The 25,408-nt window shown below is 66.5% G+C and carries 23 protein-coding genes; 8 read left to right on the top strand and 15 right to left on the bottom strand.

Annotation, left to right across the window (positions count from 1 at the left end; all coding sequences use genetic code 11):
- The first annotated feature begins 3 nt into the window (after window positions 1-3).
- From DXK93_RS07360 to DXK93_RS07375, 4 genes are read left to right on the top strand one after another with little or no spacing between them, the layout of a single operon-like run.
- Entirely contained in the window at window positions 4-408 is a 405-nt protein-coding gene (locus tag DXK93_RS07360) for a hypothetical protein (protein WP_119449738.1), read from the top strand.
- A gap of 2 nt (window positions 409-410) precedes the next feature.
- Window positions 411-3,038 (top strand): DUF2169 domain-containing protein, encoded by a 2,628-nt coding sequence (locus DXK93_RS07365; protein ID WP_119449739.1) that lies wholly within the window; start codon window positions 411-413, stop codon window positions 3,036-3,038.
- The gene (locus tag DXK93_RS07370; RefSeq protein ID WP_119449740.1) at window positions 3,035-4,093 is read left to right on the top strand and encodes a pentapeptide repeat-containing protein; all 1,059 of its coding nucleotides are present in this window, start codon (window positions 3,035-3,037) and stop codon (window positions 4,091-4,093) included. The genes DXK93_RS07365 and DXK93_RS07370 overlap by 4 nt, the downstream gene beginning before the upstream one ends.
- Window positions 4,094-4,137: 44 nt before the next feature.
- Window positions 4,138-4,521: a DUF4150 domain-containing protein gene (locus tag DXK93_RS07375; RefSeq protein WP_054457232.1), complete on the top strand. Its 384-nt coding sequence runs from the start codon at window positions 4,138-4,140 to the stop codon at window positions 4,519-4,521.
- A gap of 15 nt (window positions 4,522-4,536) precedes the next feature.
- On the opposite strand, the gene ccsB is transcribed toward DXK93_RS07375, so the two are convergent.
- From ccsB to DXK93_RS07390, 3 genes are all read right to left on the bottom strand, one after another.
- Entirely contained in the window at window positions 4,537-5,904 is a 1,368-nt protein-coding gene (gene ccsB / locus DXK93_RS07380; protein WP_054457234.1) for a c-type cytochrome biogenesis protein CcsB, read from the bottom strand.
- Window positions 5,905-5,912: 8 nt separating this feature from the next.
- Complete coding sequence (locus DXK93_RS07385) at window positions 5,913-7,991, bottom strand: cytochrome c biogenesis protein ResB (protein WP_175160055.1); 2,079 nt, start codon at window positions 7,989-7,991, stop codon at window positions 5,913-5,915.
- Between the two features lie 118 nt (window positions 7,992-8,109).
- Window positions 8,110-8,811 (bottom strand): c-type cytochrome, encoded by a 702-nt coding sequence (locus DXK93_RS07390; RefSeq protein WP_042797483.1) that lies wholly within the window; start codon window positions 8,809-8,811, stop codon window positions 8,110-8,112.
- Window positions 8,812-9,052: 241 nt separating this feature from the next.
- On the opposite strand from DXK93_RS07390, the gene yihA reads away from it, so the two are divergent.
- Together yihA and hemB are read left to right on the top strand one after the other, a co-directional pair.
- Entirely contained in the window at window positions 9,053-9,676 is a 624-nt protein-coding gene (gene yihA, locus DXK93_RS07395; RefSeq protein ID WP_042795930.1) for a ribosome biogenesis GTP-binding protein YihA/YsxC, read from the top strand.
- A complete protein-coding gene (gene hemB / locus DXK93_RS07400) occupies window positions 9,673-10,689 on the top strand; it encodes a porphobilinogen synthase (RefSeq protein WP_119449741.1) in 1,017 nt (338 codons plus the stop codon). The genes yihA and hemB overlap by 4 nt, the downstream gene beginning before the upstream one ends.
- 57 nt (window positions 10,690-10,746) lie before the next feature.
- Here hemB and DXK93_RS07405 read toward each other — a convergent pair whose 3' ends face one another.
- From DXK93_RS07405 to DXK93_RS07435, 7 genes are all read right to left on the bottom strand, one after another.
- Window positions 10,747-11,631 carry a DMT family transporter gene (locus DXK93_RS07405; protein ID WP_119449922.1) on the bottom strand — a complete coding sequence of 295 codons (885 nt, stop codon included), beginning with the start codon at window positions 11,629-11,631 and terminating at the stop codon, window positions 10,747-10,749.
- A 138-nt stretch (window positions 11,632-11,769) separates the two neighbouring features.
- Complete coding sequence (locus DXK93_RS07410) at window positions 11,770-12,480, bottom strand: ABC transporter ATP-binding protein (RefSeq protein ID WP_054457241.1); 711 nt, start codon at window positions 12,478-12,480, stop codon at window positions 11,770-11,772.
- Between the two features lie 36 nt (window positions 12,481-12,516).
- A complete protein-coding gene (locus DXK93_RS07415; protein ID WP_119449742.1) occupies window positions 12,517-14,289 on the bottom strand; it encodes an ATP-binding cassette domain-containing protein in 1,773 nt (590 codons plus the stop codon).
- On the bottom strand, window positions 14,286-15,209 hold the full coding sequence (locus tag DXK93_RS07420) for a branched-chain amino acid ABC transporter permease (RefSeq protein WP_054457247.1): 924 nt from the start codon (window positions 15,207-15,209) through the stop codon (window positions 14,286-14,288). The genes DXK93_RS07415 and DXK93_RS07420 overlap by 4 nt, the downstream gene beginning before the upstream one ends.
- Window positions 15,210-15,241: 32 nt before the next feature.
- A complete protein-coding gene (locus DXK93_RS07425) occupies window positions 15,242-16,429 on the bottom strand; it encodes an ABC transporter substrate-binding protein (protein ID WP_119449743.1) in 1,188 nt (395 codons plus the stop codon).
- Window positions 16,430-16,505: 76 nt separating this feature from the next.
- Entirely contained in the window at window positions 16,506-17,273 is a 768-nt protein-coding gene (locus DXK93_RS07430) for an SDR family NAD(P)-dependent oxidoreductase (RefSeq protein WP_054457250.1), read from the bottom strand.
- Window positions 17,270-19,018, bottom strand: a complete 1,749-nt coding sequence (locus tag DXK93_RS07435) for an FAD-dependent oxidoreductase (protein ID WP_119449744.1) — start codon at window positions 19,016-19,018, stop codon at window positions 17,270-17,272. Before DXK93_RS07435 ends, DXK93_RS07430 begins: the two co-directional genes overlap by 4 nt.
- A gap of 153 nt (window positions 19,019-19,171) precedes the next feature.
- Between DXK93_RS07435 and DXK93_RS07440 the strand changes: the two genes are divergently transcribed.
- Window positions 19,172-20,020 carry an IclR family transcriptional regulator gene (locus DXK93_RS07440; RefSeq protein ID WP_082401217.1) on the top strand — a complete coding sequence of 283 codons (849 nt, stop codon included), beginning with the start codon at window positions 19,172-19,174 and terminating at the stop codon, window positions 20,018-20,020.
- A 108-nt stretch (window positions 20,021-20,128) separates the two neighbouring features.
- Here the strand turns inward: DXK93_RS07440 and dsbD are convergent, their stop codons facing one another.
- The gene (gene dsbD, locus DXK93_RS07445; RefSeq protein WP_119449745.1) at window positions 20,129-22,018 is read right to left on the bottom strand and encodes a protein-disulfide reductase DsbD; all 1,890 of its coding nucleotides are present in this window, start codon (window positions 22,016-22,018) and stop codon (window positions 20,129-20,131) included.
- A complete protein-coding gene (gene cutA / locus DXK93_RS07450) occupies window positions 22,018-22,365 on the bottom strand; it encodes a divalent-cation tolerance protein CutA (protein WP_054457254.1) in 348 nt (115 codons plus the stop codon). Before cutA ends, dsbD begins: the two co-directional genes overlap by 1 nt.
- A gap of 122 nt (window positions 22,366-22,487) precedes the next feature.
- On the opposite strand from cutA, the gene DXK93_RS07455 reads away from it, so the two are divergent.
- Window positions 22,488-22,925: an HIT family protein gene (locus DXK93_RS07455; RefSeq protein WP_054457256.1), complete on the top strand. Its 438-nt coding sequence runs from the start codon at window positions 22,488-22,490 to the stop codon at window positions 22,923-22,925.
- A 73-nt stretch (window positions 22,926-22,998) separates the two neighbouring features.
- On the opposite strand, the gene rplQ is transcribed toward DXK93_RS07455, so the two are convergent.
- The 3 genes from rplQ to rpsD form a co-directional block, all read right to left on the bottom strand.
- Window positions 22,999-23,391, bottom strand: a complete 393-nt coding sequence (gene rplQ, locus DXK93_RS07460; RefSeq protein WP_006389635.1) for a 50S ribosomal protein L17 — start codon at window positions 23,389-23,391, stop codon at window positions 22,999-23,001.
- A 184-nt stretch (window positions 23,392-23,575) separates the two neighbouring features.
- Entirely contained in the window at window positions 23,576-24,562 is a 987-nt protein-coding gene (gene rpoA, locus DXK93_RS07465) for a DNA-directed RNA polymerase subunit alpha (protein ID WP_006216514.1), read from the bottom strand.
- A gap of 215 nt (window positions 24,563-24,777) precedes the next feature.
- Window positions 24,778-25,401, bottom strand: a complete 624-nt coding sequence (rpsD, locus tag DXK93_RS07470; RefSeq protein ID WP_054457258.1) for a 30S ribosomal protein S4 — start codon at window positions 25,399-25,401, stop codon at window positions 24,778-24,780.
- Between the last annotated feature and the right edge of the window lie 7 nt (window positions 25,402-25,408).

A 25,408-nucleotide genomic window follows, 5' to 3' on the forward strand; every position in this document is an offset into this window, starting at 1 on the left:
GCCATGTCCGACTTCATCGATGCATGGCCCAGCTGGGCCAAGTGGGTATGGCTGGGCCTGTTGCTGTCCCTGGCGCAGGCGGCGTACATGTTGTGGCGCGAGCGCCAGCGTCGCGCGGCGGGACGCAAGGAAGTGCAGCGGCAGGACAGTTTGCGCGTCAGCGGACTGCCCGGCACCGCGCGGGTGACGGCGGCACGCGACACGCGCCGCCGGATCGGCGATACCTTGTACTTCGTCATCGAGCTGGACCTGGACGTGGCCGCCACCAGCGCCACGCCCGCGCTGTCGCGCACGCTCAGCGTGCCCCTGTCGCCCTTGCACCTGGCCGATTTCGGCGTCGGCAAGACCATACAGGTGCGCGTCGATCCCGCGACCCGGGAGGTCGTCGTGGACCAGGCCACCGGATAGCCATGAAGACCATCAAGCCGTTCCGCCTGGGCCTGCTTACCCGCCCCTACCGCTGGCAAGGCCGCGACGTGCTGGGCGTGGCGGTGTTCGCGCTGGTCGATATCGCGCACGCGCCCACGCTGCTCATGGACCAGGAACTTTGGAAGCTGGCAGGCGCCGAAGCTGGCGGCCTGCTGGACCTGGCCACGCCCAAGCTGTGTCCGGAAGTGCTGGTCGCCGGCCACGCCTATCCGCATGATCCCAAGAGTCCCGGCGCCTGCGCCGTGCGCCTGAAGGTGGGCGCGATCGACAAATCATTGCTGGTCTTCGGCGACCGCTACTGGCTCGATGGCAAGGCCACCGCCCCCCAGCCCTTCGAGCGCATGCGTCTGGACTGGAGCCGCGCCTACGGCGGCCCCGGCTGCGCAGAAAACCCGCAGGGCATAGGCGCGCAGGAAGAGGACGTCAACGGCGTGCGCGTGCGCCGGCTGCCCAACATCGAACACCCGCAGGAACGCGTCGCATCGCCCTCCCAGCGCGTCGCGCCCGCCGGTTTCACCGCCATGCCCATGGACTGGCCGCAGCGGGCCGCGCTGCTGGGCCGCCAGTATGGCCAGCAGTGGCTGGAACATGACTTCCCGGGCTTCGCGTCCGACATGGACTGGCGCTTCTTCAATGCCGCCCCGCCCGACCAATGGGGGCCCGCCAATTCGGCGCTTGCCGGCGGCGCCGACTATGAACTGTGGAACATGCACCCTGAACGCGAGGTGCTGCGCGGCCGCCTGCCCGACTGGCGCGCCCGCTGTTTCTTCAGCCGCCAGGCCGATGGCAGCGCGCTCGAGGAAGTCGCGTTGCGCCTGACCACGGCCTGGTTCTTCCCCGACCGCACGCAGCTGGCGCTGATCTGGCATGGCGCGCTGCCGGTACGCGAAGACGATGCGGCAGATATCCTGCACATCATGCCCGCGCTGGAACACGCCGGCCAGGAGCGCGACGTGGCGCATTACCAGACTGTGGTGGGACAGCGCCTCGATACCGAGCTCGGCGCGGTCCATGCCCTGCTGGATGCCCAGCTCGTGCCGGAAGACATCTGCGGCGAGCTGCCGCAGGCGGCCATGGAAGCCACGGCCCAGCGGCCGTCGAACCGCAACCTGCATGCCGGCGCCGCACGGCGGCATGCCCGCGAGCGCGAATCGCTGCTCGCCCAGGGCCTGGATCCCGATCTGTACATGGTTCCCCTGCAGCCGCCGCCAAAGGCGCCTAACCTGGCCGATCTGCCGCAGACCATCCTGCGCATGCAGCGGGAGCTGGAAGAGGCCAAACGCCTGTCGGGCGGTCCCGGCGCGCGCGCGCTGGCCGATCCCAACCTGCCCTCCATGGCCGCAGTCTCCGGGGTAGACATGGACGCACTGCGCAAGCTGGAGGATGACGGCAAGCTTCCCGCCGGCTTCGACCCACGCAAGGTGAAGCGGCACATCGCCGACTTCGATGCCAACCCGCACACGCAGGCCGAGCGCGGCGCGCCGGATGCACCAGGCGTGCCGCCCCCGCTCAGCCAGACCCTGGGTCCGCAGGTGCATCAGGCCTATCAGCAATCGGCGCATCAGTTCGCGCCGCCCCCGCCCATGCCGCCGTTGCGCGCACGGCGCACGCGTTCGAAGCTGGAAGCGCGTCTGAAAGGCAATCGCGATTGCCGCGACATGAACCTGACTGGCGCGGACCTGAGCGGCATGGATCTTTCCGGCGTCGACTTCCAGCGCGCCATCCTGGCCGGCGCCAATCTCGCCGACGCGCGGCTGGACGGCTGCAACCTCACCGACGCGGTGCTGGCAGGCGCCGACCTGGCGCGCACCAGTATGCGCGGCGCCGATATGTCGCGCGCGAACCTGGGCCGCACGCAGTGCGTGCAGACGGACTTCACCGAAAGCCGCATCAAGGAAACCATCTGGGACCATGCCAACTGCGAAGATTGCAGCTTTGCCGGCAGCGTCTGGTTGCTGGGACGCCTGCATCAGGCGCGCTTGCGCGGCTGCGACCTGAGCGGCGCGTCTTTCGAGCAATGGGCCGCGATGATGGCCGCCTTCGAGGATTGCCGCTTTCACCAAGCGCGCTTGAATCAATGCGTGTTCATGCAGGGCACGATGGCGAACGCCGACTTCTCCGGCGCGGACTTGCTGCGCGTCAGCTTCATGGACGTGGAGTTCTCGGGCCGCCATAGCATGGAGAACGCCACGCTCGATGGCTGCGCCTACGCGGGACGCGTAGCGCTTGCCGGCGCCTGCCTGCGCGGCATGCGGTTCAAGGTGGGCAGCATGCGTGGCGCGATGCTCGATCGCGCCGACTTGCGTGGCGCGCAAGTCGCCGCCAGTGACTTTTCGAACTGCAGCCTGCGGGAAGCAGACCTCAGCGGCATGGCCGCCCCCGACACCCACTTCGTGCGCGCCGACTTCACCGGCGCGCGCCTGCGCAACGCCAACCTGATCAACAGCCTGCTCGGCAAGGCCATCCTGCTGCGCGCCGACCTGACCGGCGCCAACCTCTTTCGCGCGGATGTCGCGCAGGCGCAGATGGACGGCAGCACCGGGCTGGACGACGCCCATACCCAAGGCGCCAAGCTCTGGCCGGCCCGGCAGCCGGAGAACGCCGCATGAACCTGGATCAGTTGCTGGACCAGGTGCGCCACGGCGAGCCGATAGCGCACCGCAGCCTGGCGGGCCGGGACCTGCGCGGCCTGGACCTGGCGGGCGCGTTCTTCGACCAGGTGGATTTGAGCGGCGCCAGGATGAGCGGTTGCCAGTTGCAGGACAGCCAATTCCTCAACTGCGTGCTGACTGGCGTGGACGCCGCGGACGCCAATCTGGATATGGCCCGGCTGTTCCGCTGTCAGGCCCGCGGGGCGGTGCTGGACCGCAGCCATGCCCATGGCGTCAGCTTCACCGAATGCGATCTGGGTCAGGCCAGCCTGGAAGGGGCCGAGCTGAAGGAAGCGGCGTTCAACTCCACCTCGCTCGAAGGCGCCTCCTTGCGATCCGCCCGCGTGGAACGCTCGGTGTTCTCGCGCGGCGTGCTGACGCGCGCCGACCTGTCGCAGGCCCGGATGAGCTACACCCTGTTCCACCAGCTGGACCTGCGCAGCATCGTGCTGGCGGGCGCCGGCGCGGAAAGCACCATGTTCATCGAATGCGATCTGACGGCGCAGGACTTCTCCTCGCAAGCCTACCCGCTCTGCCATTTCACCGACAGCCAGCTGGACGGCGCGGACTTCCGCAATGCCGACCTGCGTCAGGCCGGCTTCAAGGGCGCGTCGCTGCGCGGCGCGCGCTTCGCTGGCGCGTCGGCCCCGCAGTGCTTGTTCCCTCAGGCCGACCTGAGCGGCGCCGACCTGCAGGGCGGCCGTTTCGACGGCGCCATCTGGGCCGAGGCGACGCTGGACGGCGCCTCCTTGCGCGGCGCCAGCCTGTCGCTGTGCATCTTCCAGCGCGCGCGTTGCGCCGACACCGATTTCCGCGGCGCCAACCTGACCGACGCCGACTTCTCGCTGGCCGACCTGGGCGGGGCCGACCTGCGCGACGCCACCTTCCTGCGCACGCGCATGCATCGCGCGTTGACCCAGGGCACGCGTTGGACGCAACGCCGCGGCATCATCGAAAACGACGCGCCCCTGCTTGAAGCCGAACTCTGGTCGGCCGGACGCGCCTCCCTTTGACCCCACGCGGCATCGCCGCCCCCTCGCCGCCTAAGGAGATCAACATGCTCGCAGTCTGCCAATTGCCCAGCCTGGCCGTGGGCGTTCCCGACGTCTGCAAGACCCCGGTGCCGCCGGTGCCGCACATCGACACGGCGACCTCGTCCATGGGTATCCCCGTGGTCTGGAATGTATGGCTGATGGCAGCGCCGGTGCACAACATGGCGACGGTGATACCGGTCACGCTGGGCGATACCGCCGGCGTGGGCGGCGGCCTGATCTCGCAGACCTTCATGGGCCAGTCGCGCTACATGACGGGCGCGTTCACCATGCTGGTGCGCGGCGCGCCCATCGTCCGCATGACGAGCCTGACCCTGCAGAACACCATCAATGCGCCTGGCGTCAAGGTGTACTCGCCCCAGCCGGTGATGGTTGTGCTGACGGCCTGAACAGGCCGTCAGCGCCTACAGTTCGCCGTAGGAGTGCAGGCCCGACAGGAACATGTTCACGCCCAGGAAGGCGAAGCCGGTGATCAGCAGGCCCATCAGCGCCCAGTAGGCCGCCATGGTCCCGCGCAGGCCCTTGATCAGGCGCATGTGCAACCAGGCCGCGTAGTTGAGCCAGACGATCAGCGCCCAGGTTTCCTTGGGGTCCCATTGCCAATACGCGCCCCAGGCGTCGGCCGCCCACAGCGCGCCCAGGATGGTGGCGACGGTGAAGAACGCGAAGCCGATCGCGATGGCGCGATACATGATGTCGTCCAGCACTTCCAGCGAGGGCAGCGCCGCGGCGATGCGGCGGCGTCCCAGCAGGATGGCGCCCACGATCACCGCGCCCACGCCGAAGTACAGCATCCAGGTGGCCGACAGGCCATCGGTACGGAACACCATGGGCTCGGCGCACAGCAGCACGCCCAGCACGAACAGCGGCGCCAGCTTGGCCCAGGACGTGGTCTGGCCATGTTGTTTCACCAGGTAGGCAAAGCCCACCATGGCGGCCAGCGAGAAGGTGCCGTAGCCAATGAAATTGGCCGGAACGTGCAGCTTCATCCACCAGCTCTTGAGCGCCGGCACCAGCGGCTGGATCTGCCCGGCGTCGCGCGTGAAGGAGTACCACAGCAGGAACACCACGGCCGACGTCACCACCAGCATCACGAAACCGCCCAGCGCGCGCGTGGCGTACTTGCGTTCGTAGTAGAGGTAGAACAGCGCCGTGATCAGCGCAAACAGCACGAACACTTCATACAGGTTGCTGACCGGGATGTGGCCCAGGTCCGGGCCCATCAAGTGCCCTTCGCGCCAGCGCACCAGTAGGCCCGTGACGCCGGCGAACACCGCGCCCCAGCTCAGCGCCGTGCCCAGCCAGGCGGCGGTAGGGCTGAAGAAGCCGATCCAGTAGCAGACCATGGCCAGCGCGAACAGCGCGCACATCCACAGGATGGCCGACTGCGACGAGAACAGGTACTTCAGGAAGAACACCTGCTCGGCCCGGGCCAGGTCGTTGCCGTACAGCATCAGCGCCAACCCCGCCGCAATGGCACAGGCGACCATCAGGTGGCGCAGCGGGCGCCACAGCCAGCCCATCCAGGCCAGCACCGGCACGGTGCCGCACAGGATGATCTTCTCGTAATAGTCCATCGCGTTGCTGTAGCGGGTCAGCGCGAATCCCGCACCCACCGCCAGCAACAGGAAGAAGACGACGTCGGTCCAGTCGGGCCTGCCGCGCTGCGCGCGGCCGTCGCCGGTTTCGGACAGGGCGTCCTGCCAAAGTTGATCAGGCGAGGCAGCCAACGTTTGCGCCGGCGCGGGATGCGTAGTGGTCGTAGTGGACATAGGAAACCTTAAGACCTCTTCTGGCGCAGCAGCGCCTGCTTGAAGCGTTCAAACTCCTGGTTGAAGTCGAGTGTACGCTTCTGGGACGTCATGGCCGCCAGGACGCTGCTGCCGCCGCCTTGCGGCTTGATCCAGATCCAGATGCGGCGGTCTCGAATATAGAACATCGAGAACACGCCCAGGACCAGCAGCAGGCTGCCCAGGTAGACGGTGTTCTTGCCGGGCGTGCGGCTGACCTGGAACACGCTGGCCTGCACGTGCTTGAAGTCCGCGAGCGACAGGAACACCGGCGCCGGATAGACGGTCAGGTCCGACAGCGCGGCCACGGACAGGCGCGACCAGACGGCGGCGCGTTCGGCCTCCGGGCCTTCGGTGGCCACGGGGGGCAGGCCGGCGCGCTCGCGCTCGATGGCGCGCAACTCGTTCATGCTGGCGCCGATCAGGCGGATCACCACGTCGGCTGCCCGCTCCAGGTCCTGCGGCGGCGTGTTGGCCTGCAGGAACGCCGCCACGGCTTGCAAGCCGCCGGAGGCGAAGGTTTCCAGGGCGCGCTCGGCGGCCGTCTGCAGGGGCTGGCGATCCGTCCCCGCCGGGCTGTTGCGTTCCGCGAAGCGGCGCGCGGCCTCCTGGCGCGCTGCGGGGTCGGCCAGAGTCGCGCGCAGGCGCATGAATTCGGCGATCGAGCTGTCGTCGTCCGCCGGAATGCGCAGGTAGCGGAACGGCTCGGAGGCGTTGTTGCGCACTCCGGCCAGGAACACGGCGGCGCCGTCCAGCTCGACGGGCAGCATGTAATTCTGGAATTCGTGGGCCTGGCCCGCATCGTCGATCAGCTTGTATTCGACGCTGGGACCGACGTTGCGCAGGTTTTCGTTCTTTTTGCCTGCGGCGCTGCCGGACACCGACGCGACATGGTCGGCAAAGCTCTGGTTGCCGCCCTTGGGCACGCCGCCGGTCAGATCCTCGACGTTGATGGGCCGCAGGGCCGTGATCTCGATCCCCATGCTGCGCGCGCCGCGGGCAGTGTGAGCGGTTACTTCGCTGGTCTTGCCCACCGTACCGTCAACCGCGAAGGTAGCGGCGTCAGATCCTACTAGCGGATAGCCTTTCAGCGTCACCGCGCTGCCGCCGTCGTCGAAGCTGGATTGGTAGACCGTCATGCCCTTGAAGCGCAGCGGCTCGTTGACCTCGATGGTGGAATCGAAACTCTTCCCGGTGTCCGGGTCGGTGACCTCGACCTCGCTGGCGAAGCGGCTGGGCATGCCGGTGGAGTAATAGTCGACCACGAACTTCTTGAGCTTCAGCGTGAAGGGCATGGGCTGCACCAGGGCGCCGTCGCCCACCATCACGACCGCCGTGCTGGCCTGGCCGCCCTCGGGCACCAGGACGCTGGCGCGGAAACTCGGGTTGTCGACCGACAAGCGGCCGCTTTCCGGCACTTCCGAGATCAGCATGTTTTCGACGATGGGTTTCTTACCACCGAACATGACCTGCAGGCGCACCGGCAACTCGCTGTCCAGCAGGCCGCCGATGCAGATGATGACCATGGCGGCGTGGGCGAACACGTAGCCCAGGCGGTTGGCGCTGCCCTTCTTGGCCGCCAGCAGCACGCCATCCGCATCCTGGCGTTCGCGCACCGCATAACCCAGCCGGCCCAGCAGGGATTTGAGGCCCGCAGCCGTCTGCGGCACGTCGGTGGGCTCCTCGGTTTCCACCCGATGCGGGAAGGCGCGCAAGCTGCTGGCGCGCACATGTTCGCGGAACGAGCGCGCATCGCGCAGCATCTTTGGCGCGTTGCGGATCAGGCAGACCGAGGTCGACACGACCAGGAACCCCATGATCAGCAGGAACCACCAGCTGTTGTAGACGTGCCAGATGGAGAACTTGTCGAACACTTCGAACCAGAACGGCCCGAATTGATCGATGTAGTTGTTGGACGAGCGGTTCTGCTGCAGGACGGTCCCGACCAGGCTCGCCACGCAGATGAACATCAGCAGGCTGACGGCGAAACGCATCGAACCCAGCAATTCGAAGAAATCGCCGGGCAGGCTGCGCAGGGAAGGACGGGAGTGTGTACGGGTCGAATTCATGAAAAAAGGGGGGCCGCGCTATCGGCTACCCCCCTCATAGACAGCGCGCGGCGGAAGCAGGTTCCGCTGCGCTGAGTTTGCAGAACGCGGACCAGCCGCGCGCGTGGCGGGCTGGCGCCTACCGCAGACCGGCGGCGTAGTCCGACACGGCCTTGATGTCGGCGTCCGACATGCGGTCCGCGATGGCGAACATGACGTCGTTCTTGCGGTCGCCGCTGCGGAACAGCTTCAGCTGCTCTTCAATGTACATGGGGAACTGGCCCGATAGCCGGGGGTACTGGCTGGGAATGCCCGCGCCATTGGCAGAATGGCACGAGGCGCAAGCCGGAACCTTGCGATCAGGCAAACCGCCGCGCCAGATCTTTTGACCCAGATCAACCAGCTTCTCCTGGCCGGCCGTGGCGGGCTCCTTGAGCGGCTGCTGCGCCAGGTACAGCGCGATGTTCTGCATGTCGGCGGGCGTCAGGTTCTGCGCCATGGCCGTCATCGGGGTGGGATTGCCGCCCGCGCCATTGCGCACCGGCAGCTTGGCGCCGGGCTTGACCTGGAAGTCGGCCAATTGCTTGGCCAGGTACTCGTGGGACTGCGCGGCCAGGTTGGGGTTCACCGGGATGGTGCTATTGCCCGCCGCGCCATGACAGGACGCACAGGCGATGATGCCCCTGGCCGCATCGCCCTGGTCAAACAGCTGTCCGCCCTTGGCGGCATCTGGTTTTACCGGGCCCGCGGCGCCTTCGGCGGCGAAACTCGTAGTAGATAAGGCGGAGGCGCCGAGCAACAGCCCGCTCGCAACCAACATCCGGGACAGCACACGCTTCATGAAGACCTCGACGATCGCATCGATCAAGGCGCAAAAAGGCGCCCACGCCTGCCCGCACACCCTGGAATACCGTATCGAACCTGTTTTGCCTTCCTGCCTGCGATGTTGCTGCGAACTTGCCGGATAAAGCGTTCAGCAAGCGAAACAGTAAGCAAAAAAGACGGCTCCGCGCACGGGGACCACTGTTGCAAACGCCGGATTATACAATAGGGCTCGAAACCAACCGTATCCAAAGCCACCCGTGTCCCTCCTACATCGCGCCTCTTTCCTCACGTCCGCGGCTCGCCTCGACCAGTTGCCGGCCGCCGGCGCTCCCGAGGTCTGCTTTGTCGGCCGCTCCAACGCCGGCAAATCCACGGCCATCAACGTGCTGTGCAACCAGCGCCGCCTTGCCTTCTCCAGCAAGACGCCGGGCCGCACGCGCCTGATCAATATGTTCAGCCTGCCCGACCCGCTGGATCCGGAAGGCCACATCGGCTATCTCGTCGACCTGCCCGGCTACGGCTACGCCTCCGTGGCCCGCGACGAAAAAGAAAAATGGGCCGACATCCTGGGCGGCTATCTGCGCGACCGCGAATCGCTGGCCGGCATCGTGCTGCTCATCGACATCCGCCGCGGCGTCACCGAACTGGACCGCCGCCTCGCCAACTTCATCGCCCCCACCGGCCGCCCGGTGCTGGCGCTGCTGACCAAGGCCGACAAGCTGCCCTACGGCCAGCGCGTGCGCACCGTGTTCTCCGTGCGCAAGGACCTGGCCGATATCGGCGCCCTGCACACCATCCCCTTCTCGGCGCCTGAACGCATCGGCCTGGAAGAGGCCGGCGCGCACATAGAAAACTGGATTTCACCCAAGGTCGTACCATGAACCCGCAGATCATCTCCCCTGAATTCCCGGTATCCCGCCCGCGCCGCCTGCGCCGCGACGACTTCACCCGTCGCCTGGTGCGCGAAAACGCCCTGACGGTCAACGATCTGATCTATCCCGTGTTCGTGGCCGAAGGCACTGGCCTGCAGCAAGCCGTGCCGTCGCTGCCGGGCGTGGTCCGCTATTCGCTGGACACGCTGCTGCCGGTGGCCCGCGAATGCGTGGACCTCGGCATTCCCGTGCTGGCGCTGTTCCCCGCCATCGACCCCTCGCTCAAGACGCCCGACGGCATCGAAGCCACCAACCCCAATGGCCTGATCCCGCGCGTGGTGCGTGAACTGAAGAAGCACGTCCCCGAACTCGGCATTCTGTGCGACGTGGCGCTGGACCCCTACACCAGCCACGGCCAGGACGGCGTCATCGACGAGAACGGCTACGTCATCAACGAAGCCACCGTCGAAATCCTGGTCAAGCAGGCGCTCACGCAAGCCGAGGCCGGCGTCGACATGGTCGCGCCCAGCGACATGATGGACGGCCGCATCGGCGCCGTGCGCCGCGCGCTGGAAGCCAACGGCCACATCCACACGCAGATCATGGCCTACTCCGCCAAGTACGCCAGCGCCTTCTACGGCCCGTTCCGCGACGCCGTGGGCTCGGCCACCAACCTGGGCAAGTCCAACAAGATGGCTTACCAGATGGATCCGGGCAACCTCGACGAAGCCCTGCGCGAAGTCGCCGCCGACCTGCAGGAAGGCGCCGACATGGTCATGGTCAAGCCCGGCATGCCCTACCTGGACGTGCTGCGCCGGGTCAAGGACACGTTCCGCGTGCCCACCTTCGCCTACCAGGTCAGCGGCGAGTACGCCATGATCAAGGCCGCCGCCGCCAACGGCTGGCTGGACCACGACAAGGTCATGATGGAAGCGCTCCTGGCGTTCAAGCGCGCCGGCGCCGACGGCATCCTGACGTACTTCGCGATCGAAGCCGCGAAGCTGCTGAAGAACCAGCGTTAAGCGCTTGCGGCATCGCGGGCCAGGCCACCATGGGCCGCCCGCGAAGCCTGCCGCAAATCAAGTCTTGGCGGCCGCATTGCGGCCCGCTGCCGGCGCCCCGCGCCGCAATCCCAGCCAGGTTCCCGCCAGCACGCAGGCCAGTCCCGCGACGTGCGTGGGCGTGACGTGCTCGTCCAGGAACAGGGCCGCGAACAGCAGGCCGAAGATCGGCAGCCAGTTCACGAACAAGGCTGCCCGGCTGATGCCCAGCCGCGCGATGCCGGCATTCCAGACGATGTTGCTGACGCCCGAGGCGATCACCGCGGAAAACAGCAGCACCAGCCACGGCCACCACGTCATCTGCCAGGTATCGCCCTGGTAGGACGCGGGCGTCAGCGCCGCGTGCACCACCAGCATCAGGCCGCCGGCCAGGTACATGTACCAGAGCATGCCCAGCGGATCCATGCTGCGCGACATGCGCTGGATCACCAGCCCGCCGCAGACGAACACCAGCACCGCCACGAACACGATCGCATCGCCCCAACCCGTCAGGCCGATCCGCGCGCCGCTGCCGACCACCACCATGCCCACGCCCAGGAGACCCAACAAGGCGCCGGAAATGCGCACCAGCGTCAGTTTCTCGCGATAGAAGATGGCCGCCAGCAACGCCGACAGCAAGGGGCTGGTCGCCATGATGAGCGTGCCGTTCGCGGCTGACGACACCCGCAGGCCTGTCACCAGTGCAATCTGGTGCGCGTACACGACCAGGAAGCCCGCCAGCGCAACCCAGCCCAGCTCCGCGCGCCCGAGCCGGGGGATGCGGCCGCGGCGGGCCTTGATGATGAGGGTGACGGTGATGAAAGCAATGACGATGCGCACGGCCGCCAGGGCCTGCACATCCATGTGCAGCGTCAGGTACTTGACCGAGACGATGTTCAGGCCCCATGTGGCCATGACGAACATCAATTGAAGATAGATAAGACCTGTGCGGTCCTGGCTTGCATCAACTGTCGGGGACGTCACGGGCGCCGGCCTGGAAGGGGAATGGGACGCGCCGCCCACGCGGCGCCGCGGACATGGTATCGCGCCTGGGGCCTGGACTCAATGCGCGCCGAGGTATGCGGCCCGCACGTTGGGATCGCGCAGCAGTTCCGCGCCCGAGCCGCTCAGGGTGATGCGGCCGGTCTCCAGCACATAGGCCCGGTCCGCCACGCCCAACGCCTGGTTGGCCATCTGCTCCACCAGCACGATGGTCAGCCCGTCGTCGCGCAGCTTGCAGATCGCCGCGAAGATGTCCTGCACGATCAAAGGCGCCAGCCCCAGCGAGGGTTCGTCCAGGCACAGCAGGCGCGGTTCGCTCATCAGCGCGCGCGCCATCGCCAGCATCTGCTGCTCGCCGCCCGACAAGGTGCCGGCCAGCTGCTCGCGCCGTTCGCGCAGCCGCGGGAACAGCCGGTAGCCGCGCTCCACGCCTTCGGCCACTGCCGCGGGATCCCTGCGCCGGATGTAGGCGCCCAGCACCAGGTTGTCGTAGACGGTCTGGTCCGCGAACACGCCGCGCCCTTCCGGCGACAGCGCCAGGCCCAGGCCCACGCGCTGATGCGCCGCCACCTGCGTGATATCGCGCCCGTCGAAGGTCACGCGTCCGCCCTGCAAGGGCTCCAGGCCCGCCACGCCCTTCAAGAGCGTGCTCTTGCCCGCGCCGTTAGCGCCGATGATGGTCACGATCTCGCCCGCGCGGATCTCCAGCGACACATCGCGCACCGCCTGGATGGCGCCATACGAAATCTGCACGGATTCTAGTTTCAGCATCGTCTTACGGCCTGTTCCTACGCCTATGGCCTGGCCTCAGGCCATGCCGGTCCCCAGATACGCCTCGATCACGCGCTTGTCCGCCTGCACCTGGGCGGGCTTGCCCTCGGCGATCTTGATGCCGTAGTCCAGCACGATCACGTGATCGGAAATCGCCATCACCAGATCCATATGGTGCTCGACCATCAATAGCGTGATGCCGCAGGACTCGCCGATGCGCACCAGCAGCTCGCCCAGTTCCGCGGTCTCCTGCGGGTTCAACCCGGCCGCCGGCTCGTCCAGCAGCAGCAAGGTCGGTTCGGTGGCCAATGCGCGCGCCAGTTCCACCCTGCGCTGCAGGCCATACGGCAGGCTGCCCGCCGGCGTATCGGCCAGATGCTCCAGGCCCACCATGCGCACCAGGCGATAGGCGTGCTCGCGCGCGCGGCGCTCCTCGGCCCGCGCACGCGGCAGTCCCAGCAGCGAAGCCCAGAAGCCGTTCTTCATGCGGCTGTGGCGGCCCAGCAATACGTTATCCAGCACCGACAGCTCGCCGAACAGGCGCAGGTTCTGGAAGCTGCGGCCGATGCCCAGCTTGCAGATCACATGCGGCCGCTCGCCCGCGATATCCGTGCCCTGGAAGCGGACCACGCCCGCATCCGGCAGCACCACGCCGCTGAGCATGTTGATGAGGGTGCTTTTGCCCGCGCCGTTCGGTCCGATCAGCGCATGCACGTGGCCGCGCCGCAGGCAGAAGGAAATGTCCTGCGCCGGCTTCACGCCGCCATAGGCCTTGGAGAGGCTCTCGACCACCAGCAGCAGGTCTTCTTGCGCCCCAACGGCCTGCTTGGCCGCGGGCGGGGCCGCCGCCTCGCCCGCGCCTTGCGGCCGCGCATCCGCGACCCGCCGCTCGCGGCGCGAGAACAGTCCCATCACCCCGCCTGGCATGAAGTACAGCGCGAACAGCAGCAATGCGCCGTAGAAGAAATGCTGCACCGAGGGCCAGCGCGCCAGCATCGCGTCGATGATGGTCAGCGCAATCGCGCCCACGGCCGGCCCCGCCTTCGAGCCTGCACCGCCGAACAGCACCAGCAGCAGGATGAAGATCGACAGGTTGAAGCCGATGAAGTCCGAGTTGATGTACTGGTTCTGCTGCGCCACCAGCGCGCCCGCAATGCCGCAGGTCACGGCCGCCACCACGAAGGCGATGACCTTGGCGCGATACACGCGCACCCCGACGGAAGACGAGGCGATCTCGTCGGCCTGCACCGACAGCAGCGCGCGCCCGAAGCGCCCGTCCAGCACGTTGCGCAGCAGGAGCTGCGTCGCCACGCACAGCACCAGCGCGAACCACACCCACTGCTGGTTGGTGAACGGGTTGCCGCCCCAGGTCAGCGGCATGATGCCGAACAGGCCCGAAGGGCCGCCAAACACGTCCACCCATTCGGTGACGATCTTCTCCATGACGATGCCGAAGGCCAGCGTCACCATGGCCAGGTAAGGCCCTTTCACGCGCAGCGACGGCAGGGCGATCAGCACGCCGAACACGCCGGCCACCACGGGCGCCGCGGCCAGGGCCAGCCATGGATCGACTTGCCAGCGCGAGGTCAGCAACGCCGCCGTGTAGGCGCCGGCTGCAAAGAGGCCCGCCTGCCCCAGCGACTTCTGTCCCGCATACCCCACCAGCACGTTCACGCCCGCCGCGCACAAGTAGTACACGCAAGCCATGAACACGATGCGCAGGTAGTAATCGTTGTCCACCAGGGCGGCGAACAAGGCTAGCGCCGCCGCGAGCGCCACGGTTATCAAGGTCTGGCCGTGCCGCTTCATACCTTCTCCGCCAGACGTTTGCCGAACAGGCCGGTGGGCTTGACCGCCAGCACCAGGATCACCAATCCGAAGATCGCCACTTCACGCCATTGCGACTGCCAGAGGTTCACGTAGGACTCCAGCAGCCCCAGCACAAAGCCGCCCAGCACGCAGCCGCGCGGATTCGACAGGCCGCCTATCATCGCGCCGGAAAAGCCCTTCAGGCCGATGGCCAGGCCCATGAATATCGAAGCCGACGTGATCGGCGCGACCAGAAAGCCCGCCAGCCCGGCCAACGCCGAACTGGCGAAGAAGGCGCCGGTCATCACCGCGTTCACATTGATGCCCATCAGGTTGGCGACCGCGGGATTGGCGGCCACGGCCCGCATCGCCTTGCCCAGCACCGTGCGGTTCATGATGCGGTCGAACAGCACCATCACCACCACCGCCACGGCGAGCAACAGCAGTTCCTGGCTGCGCACGCCCGCGCCGAACACGCGGATCACGTCGTCGCCGAAGGGCGCCGGCACCGTGACGGGCGCCGGTCCCCAGACCGCGAACGCGGCGCTCTGCAGCAGGATGCCAAAGCCGAGCGTGCTCATGACCCACGCCATGCCCGGGCGCGAAGCGAACGGCCGCACGCCGAACACGTATAGCAGCACGCCCAGCATGCCCATCACCAGCACCGCCGCAAGCCCCGCCAGCAGATACTCCCAACCGCTCAATTCCAGCCCCGTGAAGGCCGCGGTGGTGACCGGCTTGCCGGCAAACAGGAACAAGGCGCCTACCCCGATGAACGCGCCCACGGACACGAATTCCCCATGCCCGAAGTTGAGCGTGCGCGTGGTCGTGAACGTGATGCTGAAGCCCAGCGCCACCAGCGCATAAGCGCCCCCCACTGCTAGCCCGCTGACGAGCGCCTGCAACAATGTCGCCAACATGATGGCCCCTTATGCCTGTCGCTGTCCTGCTGCTACTTGGCGACGGCGACGGTCACGTCGTCGGCGTAAGGCACCAGCTTGCCGTCCTGCCAGTGCGCCCACTTGTAATCGCTTACCAGCAGCGCATCGTGCACCGTGGCCGAGAATGGCTTGGTGTAGGTCTTCATCGCGCCTTCGTAGGTGCCATCCAGGTTCTCCAGCGCCAGGCGCACCTTCTCGCCATCGGTGGAGTTCGCCTGCTTGATCGCCATGCCCAGCAGGTTCATGCCGTCATAGGCATGCGCCAGGAAGCCGAACGCGGTGGGCGAGGTCATCTTGGCCGACACGCGGTCATACAGCTTCTGCTGCGCGGCCGTGCGGTTGTCGGTGATGGTGCGCAGGAAGAAGGGCTTCTCCGACAGCGTCTTGCCCGCCGTATCGTAGAAGGCGATATTGTCCGCCGCCCACGAGGTCAGCGTCAGCGGGAACCAGTTGATCTTCTCCATGCTGCGGAACACGTGCGCGATCGGCGTGCTCTGCGCCCAGATCACCACCGTATCCACGCCCGCCGCCTTCAGCTTGTTCAGCTGCGACGTCATATCGGTATCGGCCACACCGAACTTCTCGACCGCCACGGCCTTGACGCCTTGCGCCGCGCCGACTTCCTCCAGGTCCTTGAGCGCGCTCTGGCCGTAGCCGGTGGTCTCGATCATGAAGCCTACGTTCTTGACCTTGGGATTCTTCTTCAGGTAGCCGATCACGCCGTCCACCTGTTCGCGGTCCACCATGCCGACGCGGAACATGTAGTTGTCCGCGCCCGCGCGCATGGGCTTGGTGATGTCGGTGCCGGAACCGATGGCGCCCATGACGGGGATCTTCTTCTGGTTCGGGATGTGCTTCCAGGCCAGTGCGTTGCCGGAATTGGTGGGACCAACGATGGCCACGACCTTCTCGTTATCGATCAGGTCCGCCATGTTCTGGATGGACTTCGGCGGCTGCGACAGGTCATCGCGCACCACCAGCACCAGCTTGCGGCCGAGCAGGCCGCCATTGGCATTGATGTCGTCAATGGCCGTGCGCAAACCCAGCACCGCGGCCTGCCCGCTTTGCGCGGACGGCGAAGCCGACAGGTCGCCGTTAAAGCCGATCTTGATGTCCTGGGCGTAGGCCTGCGCGCCCACCGCCAGCGCGCACAAGACGGCCGCCTTGGACAAGGTGGAAAAAATCCCCGTTGCTTTCATCGTTGTCTCCTGTGTTTTTCAGATGTGCTGCACGTCGATGATTCTTTTTTCTGCCTCTCGCCCGTGGAGCCTGGCGCTATACCGCGAGATAGCCGCCGTCCACCGGCAGGGACACGCCTGTCACGTACTGCGCCATCGGCGAAGCCAGGAACACGGCGGGTCCCACCAGGTCTTCGGGCTGTCCCACCCGTCCCAGCGGAATGCGCTGCATGAAGTTCGCCAGCCGGGCGGGATCGTCCCGCGTGTACTGCGTCATCGGCGTTTCGATGACGCCCGGCGCAATGGCGTTGACCCGTATGCCGTCGGGCGCGAGGTCGCGCGCCATGGCCTGCGTCATCATCTTCACGCCGCCCTTGGACGGCGAATAGCCCAGGGTGGCGCCTACCCCGGCGAACGACGCGATGGAGCCGACGTTGATGATGACGCCGCGCGTGGCGCGCAACGCCCCCAGGAAGGCGTGGATCATGTTGAAGCTGCCGTTCAGGTTCACGTCCAGCACGCGACGCCAGTTCTCGGCGGCGCGCGGGCTGTCGATGCCTTCGCGGATCAGGATGCCGGCGTTGTTGACCAGCACGTCGATCGGCCCCACTTCCAATTGCACCTGCGCCGCGACCGCCGCGCATGCCTCGGGGTCCGTCACGTCGAGCGCGTGGCTCCAGGCGTCGCCGCCGGTGTCGATGATGGCGCCTGCCGTCTGCGCGGCGTTGTCGGCCTGCACGTCGGTCGCCACCACGCGCGCGCCCGCGGCCGCCAGGCCCAGCGCCAATGCCCGTCCGTTACCCTGCCCCGCTCCCGTCACCAGGACCAGCTTGCCCTGCAGCAGTCCCGCCGGCGCGGCACTCATGCGGCCGCCTGCGCGGAAGCGTCCGCCTGCACGCGCGCTGCGGCCTTGCCGGCGGCGGCAATGCTCTGGCCCGCGATATAGCCGAAGGTCAGCGCCGGACCCAAGGTGATGCCCGCGCCCGGATAGTTGCCGCCCATGATGCTGCAGGCGTCGTTGCCCACGGCGTACAGGCCGGGTATGACCGCCCCCAGTTCGTTCAGTGCGCGGCCCTGGCCATCGACCTTCAGGCCGGCGAAAGTGCCGATGTCGCCGATCATGACCTTGATCGCGTAGTACGGCCCTTTCACGATGGGCGCCACGCAGGGATTCGGGCCATGCAGCGCATCGCCCTGATAGCGGTTGTAGGCCTTGCTGCCCTTGCCGAATTGCGGATCGCGGCCCAGCGCCGCCTCCCGGTTGTATGCTTCGACCGTCTGACGCAGGCTGCCGGCATCGATGCCGGTCTTCTGCGCCAGTTCCGCCACCGACGCGCCGCGAGTCAGATAGCCCGTGTCCAGATAGCGCTTGATGGGCAATGGGAACGGCGCCACGCTGCCCAGACCATACTTGCGCAGGGTCTTGTGGTCGCAGATCAGCCAGGCGCAGGTCTCGCCCTGCCCCTCGCATGCGCGCACCATCTCCTGCACGAAGTCGTGGTACGAACTGCCTTCGTTGGTGAAGCGACGGCCATTGCGCGTGACGGCGATGACGCCCGGCTTGGCGCGGTCGATGAAGTGCGGCATGTAGCCCGGGCTGCCGTCCTTGCGCGTCACCACGGACACCGGCACCCAAGCCGCGGCATTGGGCAAGGCGGTGTTGACCTGCCCGCCCGCGCTCTCGGCCAGGCGCAGCCCGTCGCCGCTATTGCCCGTGGGCGACGGCGAGTAGTGTTCCGTGCCGTTGGGTGCGTGCGCATACAGCTGCTTGCGGCGTTCGATGTCGTACGGAAAGCCGCCGGAAGCCAGCACCACGGCGCGCGCGGCGCGCACGCGCACGGCCGCGCCATCGCGCTGCACGACCGCGCCGCGCACGGCGCCGTCTTCGATGATGAGGGACTTGGCCGGCGCGTTCAGCCACAGGGGCACGCCCAGCTTGAACGCGGAGGCCGCCAGCCGGCCCGCCAGCGCATTGCCGTTGGTCAGCGTCATGCCGCGGCCATGCCTGGCCACGTCCAGGAAATGCCGGGTCAGGCGCTTGGCCACGTACCAGGCCGAGGCCAGCGAGCGCGTGACCCGCATGAAGTGCACGATCTCCTTGCCAGAGCCCAGCATCATGCCGAACACAGTCAGCTCGGGCAGCGCGGGCGCCAGGTCCCTGACGTGGGCGCCGAGCTTGCGGCCGTCGTAGGGCCGCGCCACCATCGAGCGTCCGCCCTGCTTTCCGCCGGGCGCTTCCGCGTGATAGTCGGGGAACACCAGCGGCATGTCGAACTGCACTTCGGTGTTCGACGTGAAGAAGTCCACCGCGCGCGGCCCCTGCTCCAGAAAGGCATCCACACGTTCAGCGTTGTAGCTGTCGCCGGCTTCGTGGCGCAGATAGGCGCGGCCTTCGTCCGGCGTTTCATGGATGCCCTGCACCTTGGCCAGCGAGGTGCCCGGTATCCACAGCCAACCGCCGGAACGCGCGGTGGAGCCGCCGAAGCGCGGCTCTTTTTCAACGATAAGGACCTTCAGGCCTGACGTTGCCGCGGTGATTGCGGCAGCCATGCCCGACGCGCCCGACCCGACCACCAACACGTCGCAGTCGTATTGACGAGAATCTTCCACGTTGTCTCCATACCCTTGGGGCGGCTTGCTCCCGATCGCGAAACCGGGGCAGCCTTCTTATTCTTTCGACTGTAGAGAACGCATTTGATAATGTCAATATAGTTCACGATTAGCGAAAGTACTAACATAGGCAATCTCATTCGATAAAAGAAAATGGCCACCAGACCCAGCTCCGGCAAGCGCAATGCCGATCACGCTCCTGCCTCGCCGCCGCGTAGGCGCGGCATCCAGTCCATCGAAGTCGGCGGCAAGATTCTGCTGGCGCTGCTGGAACACTCGTCTTCGTTGCCGCTGGGCGCGCTGGCCAAGGCCGCCGGCATGTCGGGCGCCAATGCCCACGCCTATCTCGTCAGTTACGGCAATCTGGGCCTGGTCAGGCAAGACCCGAACACCGGCGAATACGAGTTGGGGCCGCTCGCGCTGCAGCTGGGGCTGGCGGCGCTGCACCGGCTCGATCCCATCAAGATCGCCATCCCCATGACGCGCGAGTTCGCCGAAAGAACCGGACAAACCATCGCCATCGCGGTGCTGGGCAACCTGGGGCCAGTCATCGTTCACCTGCACGAATCCAACTACCCCATCCACGTCAACATGCGCACCGGCACGGTCATGTCGCTGACCAACACGGCGACGGGCAAGGTGTTCGCGGCGCTGCTGCCGCCCAAAAAAATAGAAAGCCTGTTGCATGAAGACCATCTGCGCCTGGGCGCCGTGCCTTCTTTGGGCAAGACAGAAAAGTTCGAACGGACCCTGCGCGAAGTCCGCCAGCGCGGCGTCGCGCGCGCCATGGGCGACCCCATCCCCGGCATCAACGGCCTGAGCGCCCCCGTGTTCGACTCCAACGGCAACGTGGTGCTGGTGATCACAGCCATCGGCGCAGCCGGCGTGTTCGACGTGCGCTGGACCAGTCCGTTGATCGATGACATCAAGCGCTGCGCCGACGCCATCTCAGCTGAACTGGGTTGGCAGAACCACGACGTGCGCGCGACGCGCCAGGGCTAGCGTCCGCAGAACAGAAAGGCCACGCGGCAAAAAAAGGCCGCTGCACGGTCGGTTCCATGCAGCGGCCTTTTGTATGGCGGATCACGCTTGCGGCAAAGCCGCGCGCGTTCAGCGCAGCAGGACCTTGTCCAGCGATTCAGTAAAGCGCTTGGCGTCCTGGAAGCCCACCACGCGCGCCTCGGGCAGCTCCTTGCCACCCGGTTCGAAGAACATGATGCCCGGCGGGCCGAACAGGCGGAAGCGCTTGAGCAGCGCGCGGTCATCGGCGTTGTTCGCGGTCACGTCGGCCTGCACCAGCAGCATGCCCGACATGCGCTGCGCAACGCCCGGATCGGTAAAGGTGAAGCGCTCCATCTCGCGGCACGACACGCACCAATCGGCGTAGAAATCCAGCATCACCGGCTGACGGCTTTGCGCCAGCAGGGCGTCCAGTTCCGCGTTGTTGCGCACGCGGGTGAAGTGCACCTCGCCGCTGCTGGCCGCCGCGCCCACGGGCGCATCGCCGCGGGCCGCCAGGTGCGACAACGGCTGCAGCACGTCGCGTCCGCCACTGGCCGCGCCGATCAGCCAGGCCGCGGCCGCCAGCGCCAGCAACAGGCCCACACCCTTGCCGAACATGCGCGCAGCGCCCGCGCCATCGGGCAAGGCATCGAACGCCCGCAGCATCACGGCGGCAACCACGGCCAGGAAAGCCCAGCCCGTCATCTGCACCCAGGTCGGCACTACCGGGATCAGCATCCACCAGGCGGTCGCCAGCAAGAGCATGCCGAACAAGCGCTTCACGCCGTCCATCCAGGGACCGACCTTGGGCAGCAAGGCGCCCGAGGACGCCCCCACGATCAAGAGCGGCACGCCCATGCCCCAGGCCATTGCGAAGAGCGCCGATCCGCCCAGCACCACGTCCCCGGTCTGCGAGATATACAACAGCGCGCCCGCCAACGGCGCGGCCACGCAGGGGCCGACGATCAGCGCCGACAAGGCGCCCATCACCAAGGCGCCGGTGTAGCGCCCGCCCGGAATGCGCGCCGAGCGCTGCGACAGCCAGCCCTGGATGCCGGCAGGCATCTGGAACGTGAAGGCATCGAACATGGCCAGCGCCAACACAGCCAGCAGGATGGCGAACAGGGTCAGGATCCAAGGCGTCTGCAGCCAGGCGGCGAGTCCGGCCCCGCTCAATCCGGCCGCCACGCCCAGCGCGGTGTAGACGACGGACATGCCCAGCACATAGGTCGCGGCCAGGGCCAGGCCGCGGCCGCGCGACGGCTTGGCCTGCGCGGCCCCGCCCAGCACGATGGAGGACAGGATGGGAATCATGGGCAACACGCAGGGCGTGAATGCCAGCAACAGGCCCAGCACCAGGAACACGCCGGCGGTCTTTACCCAACCCAGGCCGCCCAGGGCGTCGGCCAGGCCGGTGTCGCCCGCGTTGACCAGCGCGCCGAGCCCGCTGGATGCGCCAGACGCGGCGGCCGGGATTCCTCCCGGTCCAGCCAGTGCATAGCCACCTGCCACCGGCGTGAGTTTCACGCTGCTGTCCATGGGCGGGTAGCACAGCCCCGCATCGGCGCAGCCTTGCGCGGTCAGGGTCAGGGTGAAGGGCTGTCCGCCCGCAGCCACCGGCACGCGGATCACCACGTCCTGGTGGAAGACCTCCATGTCCTTCTCGAAGGTCGGGTCGTACTTGACCTCGCCCTTGGGATAGACGGCTTCGCCCAGCTTGGCGGCGCCGATGGGACTGATGGTGATGCCGAAGCGCTCGCGGTACATGTAGTAGCCCGGCGCGACGCGGTAGCGCAGTTCCAGCGTTTCAGGCGCCACCATCTCGGCGCTGAACACGAAGGCCTTCTCGGGCTCCAGGAACTCGGCCTCGGCGCGCGCGGCAGCCTGCCAGCCCAGCAACAGCAGCATCATGGCCAACAAGGCCAGCCACTGCCTGAAGAAGGCGCGCGGCGCGCGGGACTCGCGCCGGAGCGCGCCGATACCGACTAGTTGCAACATCAGTCTCTCTTGTTCTGCGTGACGGCCGTCTGTTCACGCACCCAATCCAGATAGGGCGCCGCGCCGCCAATGACAGGCAGCACGATGATCTCGGGCACATCGTAGGGATGCATCTGCGCCAGGGCCTGCACTACGGCCTGGTGGCGCGCGTATGTGGTCTTGATGTGGATGGGGATTTCTTCCGCCCCTTCGACCTCTCCTTTCCACATGTAGATGGACAGGCCCGGCGCGCCAAGGTTCACGCAGGCGGCCAATCCGTCTTCGACCAGGACATGCGCAATCCGCTTGGCCAGCAGCAGGTCGGGCGCATTGCTGATGACCAGCACAACGTCGTCATCTCGCAACATGGAGGCTCCTCGGGATACCCGTATGGGACGTAACTCGGGGTATTTTATCGGTATTGCGGCCATCGTCCGGATCCGCCGGGCCTGAACGCGCCGCCATGCCACCCGCACCCACCGAGGCACGCATGTCCGATAACTGCCTGTTCTGCCGCATCGCCCGTCACGAAATCCCCGCGCACGTGGTCCACGAGGATGAACGCCTGCTGGCCTTTCTCGATATCCACCCGGTGCGCCCCGGGCATGTGCTCATCATCCCCAAGCAGCACTATCCCTATTACGAGGATATGCCGGCCGACCTGGCAGGCAGCATCCTCAACCTGGGCCAGAAGCTCGGACGCCACATGAAGCGCCTGTATGACGTGGAACGCGTGGGCTTCGCCTTCACCGGCATCCACGTGGCGCATGCGCACGCCCACGTCATCCCCATGCATCACCCGCAGGACGTCACGTCCACCCAATACATCGAGCAGCAGGACCTGACCTTCAAGATGCCGCCGCAGCCCGCGACCGAGGCGCTGGCCGCAACGGCGGCGCAACTGCGCAGCGAGCTGCACGCCTCGTAGCGCGCGGCGGCCGCACAAAAAAAACAAGGGCGGGTCCGAAGACCCGCCCTTGTCGCTTATCGAGCTACCGAAATTATTCGGCGCTGTCCTCAGCGGCTTCATCGACTTCCGGACGGTCAACCAGTTCCATGAAAGCCATGGGAGCGTTGTCGCCTTGACGGAAGCCCATCTTCAGCACGCGGGTGTAGCCGCCGTTACGGGCCGCGTAGCGCGGGCCGATTTCGGCGAACAGCTTCACCACCGCATCGCGATCGCGCAGACGGGCAAAAGCCAGACGCTTGTTCGCGAGCGTGGGCTCCTTGCCCAGCGTGATCAGGGGTTCGATGACGCGGCGCAATTCTTTCGCCTTCGGCAGCGTGGTCTTGATGGCTTCGTGGGTGATCAACGAAACGGCCATGTTGCGGAACATGGCAAGACGGTGACTGCTGGTGCGGTTGAGCTTACGCAAGCCATTACCGTGACGCATGATAAGTTTCCTTTGAATCTAAAGATGGCGTCAGCCATCGGGTTGCCGGCTCTTCTATCAACCTGCAATCAGGCCGCGGTCCGGTAGAAAACGGTGCATTTTACGACGGTTTCGCAAACTGGCCGGCGCGAGGCCGGCTGCCTGCGGGAACCGCCCCTTTCCAGAGGCGGCACCCTTTCAAGACTTAGGGACGCTCCAGGCCCAGGGGGGGCCAGTTTTCGAGCTTCATGCCCAGCGTCAGGCCGCGTGCGGCCAGGACTTCCTTGATCTCGTTGAGCGACTTGCGACCCAGGTTCGGGGTCTTGAGCAGCTCGTTTTCGGTACGCTGGATCAGGTCGCCGATGTAGTAGATGTTTTCGGCCTTCAGGCAGTTGGCCGAACGCACGGTCAGTTCCAGGTCGTCGACCGGGCGCAGCAGCACCGGATCGATCTGCGGCGTGCCGCGGACCGGGGCTTCGTACGAATCGCCAGCGCCTTCCAGGGCGGCGAAGACCGAGATCTGGTCCATCAGGATGCGAGCCGACTGGCGCACCGCTTCCTCGGGCGAGATAACGCCGTTGGTTTCGATGTCCAGGACCAGCTTGTCCAGGTCGGTACGCTGTTCCACACGGGCGCTTTCAACCGCGTAGCTCACGCGGCGGACCGGACTGAACGAAGCGTCCAGAACGATGCGGCCGATGGTGTGGGTGCGGTCTTCCGACAGCGCGCGCACGTTGCCCGGCACGTAGCCGCGGCCCTTTTCAACCTTGATCTGCATTTCCAGCTTGCCTGCATCCGTCAGGTTGCAGATGGCATGGCCGGGGTTGATGATCTCGACGTCGTGCGGCAGCTCGATGTCGCTGGCCAGCACGGTGCCCGCGCCGGTCTTGCGCAGAACCAGGGTCACTTCGTCGCGATTGTGCAGCTTGAAGACCACGCCCTTCAGGTTCAGCAGGATGTCGACGACATCTTCGCGAACGCCCGGGATGGTCGAGTATTCGTGCACCACGCCCGTCATCTGGACTTCGGTCGGCGCGTAGCCGGTCATCGAAGACAGCAGGATGCGGCGCAGGGCGTTGCCCAGCGTGTGACCGTAGCCACGCTCGAACGGCTCCATCACGATCTTGGCATGGTGCGTGCCGACCGGTTCGACTTCAATGGAGCGCGGCTTCAGGAAACCTTGAGTGGACATTTACTGTGTTCCTTTTCAATACCCTCGGCTCGTTACACCGATAAGGCTGATGGACAGGGTGAAACTTGAAATGCGGACGGCGCGAAAAACGCCGGCCAATACTTACCGCAAAGCCCGCTCCGCCTGAAGGCGGAAAGCGGGCTGCTGCGGGACGTGCAAACGGGTCGCGAGACCAGCTCGCCGGCGCATTGCGAAGGTAGCGCCGGCAGGCCTGATTAACGCGAGTACAGTTCGACGACCATCGATTCGTTGATGTCGCGAGCGACGTCAGCGCGATCGGGGGCCGACTTGAACGTACCGGTCAACTTGGTCGTATCGACTTCCACCCACTGGGGGATGCCGATGCTGGTGGCCAGGTCGAGCGATTCCTTGATACGGCCTTGCTTCTTGGCCTTTTCGCGGACCGACACGACGTCGCCAGCCTTGACCAGCATCGAAGCGATGTCAGCCGTGTGGCCGTTCAGTTCGATGGCGCGGTGGCTCACCAGCTGGCGAGCTTCGGCGCGGGTCGAGCCGAAGCCCATGCGGTAGACGACGTTGTCCAGGCGCGATTCCAGCAGCTGGATCAGCGTTTCGCCGGTGTTGCCACGGCGACGCTCGGCTTCAGCGAAATACTTGCGGAATTGCTTTTCCAGCACGCCGTACATGCGCTTGAGCTTTTGCTTTTCGCGCAGCTGCAGACCGTAGTCGGAAGTGCGGGCACCCGAAGTGCGGCCGTGTTGGCCAGGCTTGGAATCCAGCTTGCACTTGGAATCCAGCGAGCGGCGGGCGCTCTTCAGGAACAGATCAGTACCCTCGCGACGCGAGAGCTTGCATTTGGGTCCAGTATAACGAGCCATGTGGATT

The sequence above is a fragment of the Achromobacter sp. K91 genome, from assembly GCF_003576205.1.
Lineage (GTDB): Bacteria > Pseudomonadota > Gammaproteobacteria > Burkholderiales > Burkholderiaceae_B > Achromobacter > Achromobacter aegrifaciens.

Bases quoted from the DNA above. Each gene is read 5' to 3' on its own strand.
- DXK93_RS07440 (WP_082401217.1), top strand. From the start codon at position 19,172: ATGGCCACCAGACCCAGCTCCGGCAAGCGCAATGCCGATCACGCTCCT.
- DXK93_RS07365 (WP_119449739.1), top strand. From the start codon at position 411: ATGAAGACCATCAAGCCGTTCCGCCTGGGCCTGCTTACCCGCCCCTAC.
- DXK93_RS07430 (WP_054457250.1), bottom strand. From the start codon at position 17,273: ATGAGTGCCGCGCCGGCGGGACTGCTGCAGGGCAAGCTGGTCCTGGTG.
- rpoA (WP_006216514.1), bottom strand. From the start codon at position 24,562: ATGTCCACTCAAGGTTTCCTGAAGCCGCGCTCCATTGAAGTCGAACCG.
- DXK93_RS07410 (WP_054457241.1), bottom strand. From the start codon at position 12,480: ATGCTGAAACTAGAATCCGTGCAGATTTCGTATGGCGCCATCCAGGCG.
- DXK93_RS07375 (WP_054457232.1), top strand. From the start codon at position 4,138: ATGCTCGCAGTCTGCCAATTGCCCAGCCTGGCCGTGGGCGTTCCCGAC.
- rplQ (WP_006389635.1), bottom strand. From the start codon at position 23,391: ATGCGTCACGGTAATGGCTTGCGTAAGCTCAACCGCACCAGCAGTCAC.
- DXK93_RS07415 (WP_119449742.1), bottom strand. From the start codon at position 14,289: ATGAAGCGGCACGGCCAGACCTTGATAACCGTGGCGCTCGCGGCGGCG.
- ccsB (WP_054457234.1), bottom strand. From the start codon at position 5,904: ATGTCCACTACGACCACTACGCATCCCGCGCCGGCGCAAACGTTGGCT.
- DXK93_RS07360 (WP_119449738.1), top strand. From the start codon at position 4: ATGTCCGACTTCATCGATGCATGGCCCAGCTGGGCCAAGTGGGTATGG.
- DXK93_RS07385 (WP_175160055.1), bottom strand. From the start codon at position 7,991: ATGAATTCGACCCGTACACACTCCCGTCCTTCCCTGCGCAGCCTGCCC.
- dsbD (WP_119449745.1), bottom strand. From the start codon at position 22,018: ATGTTGCAACTAGTCGGTATCGGCGCGCTCCGGCGCGAGTCCCGCGCG.
- DXK93_RS07390 (WP_042797483.1), bottom strand. From the start codon at position 8,811: ATGAAGCGTGTGCTGTCCCGGATGTTGGTTGCGAGCGGGCTGTTGCTC.
- cutA (WP_054457254.1), bottom strand. From the start codon at position 22,365: ATGTTGCGAGATGACGACGTTGTGCTGGTCATCAGCAATGCGCCCGAC.
- DXK93_RS07370 (WP_119449740.1), top strand. From the start codon at position 3,035: ATGAACCTGGATCAGTTGCTGGACCAGGTGCGCCACGGCGAGCCGATA.
- DXK93_RS07420 (WP_054457247.1), bottom strand. From the start codon at position 15,209: ATGTTGGCGACATTGTTGCAGGCGCTCGTCAGCGGGCTAGCAGTGGGG.
- rpsD (WP_054457258.1), bottom strand. From the start codon at position 25,401: ATGGCTCGTTATACTGGACCCAAATGCAAGCTCTCGCGTCGCGAGGGT.
- DXK93_RS07425 (WP_119449743.1), bottom strand. From the start codon at position 16,429: ATGAAAGCAACGGGGATTTTTTCCACCTTGTCCAAGGCGGCCGTCTTG.
- hemB (WP_119449741.1), top strand. From the start codon at position 9,673: ATGAACCCGCAGATCATCTCCCCTGAATTCCCGGTATCCCGCCCGCGC.
- DXK93_RS07455 (WP_054457256.1), top strand. From the start codon at position 22,488: ATGTCCGATAACTGCCTGTTCTGCCGCATCGCCCGTCACGAAATCCCC.
- DXK93_RS07405 (WP_119449922.1), bottom strand. From the start codon at position 11,631: ATGTTCGTCATGGCCACATGGGGCCTGAACATCGTCTCGGTCAAGTAC.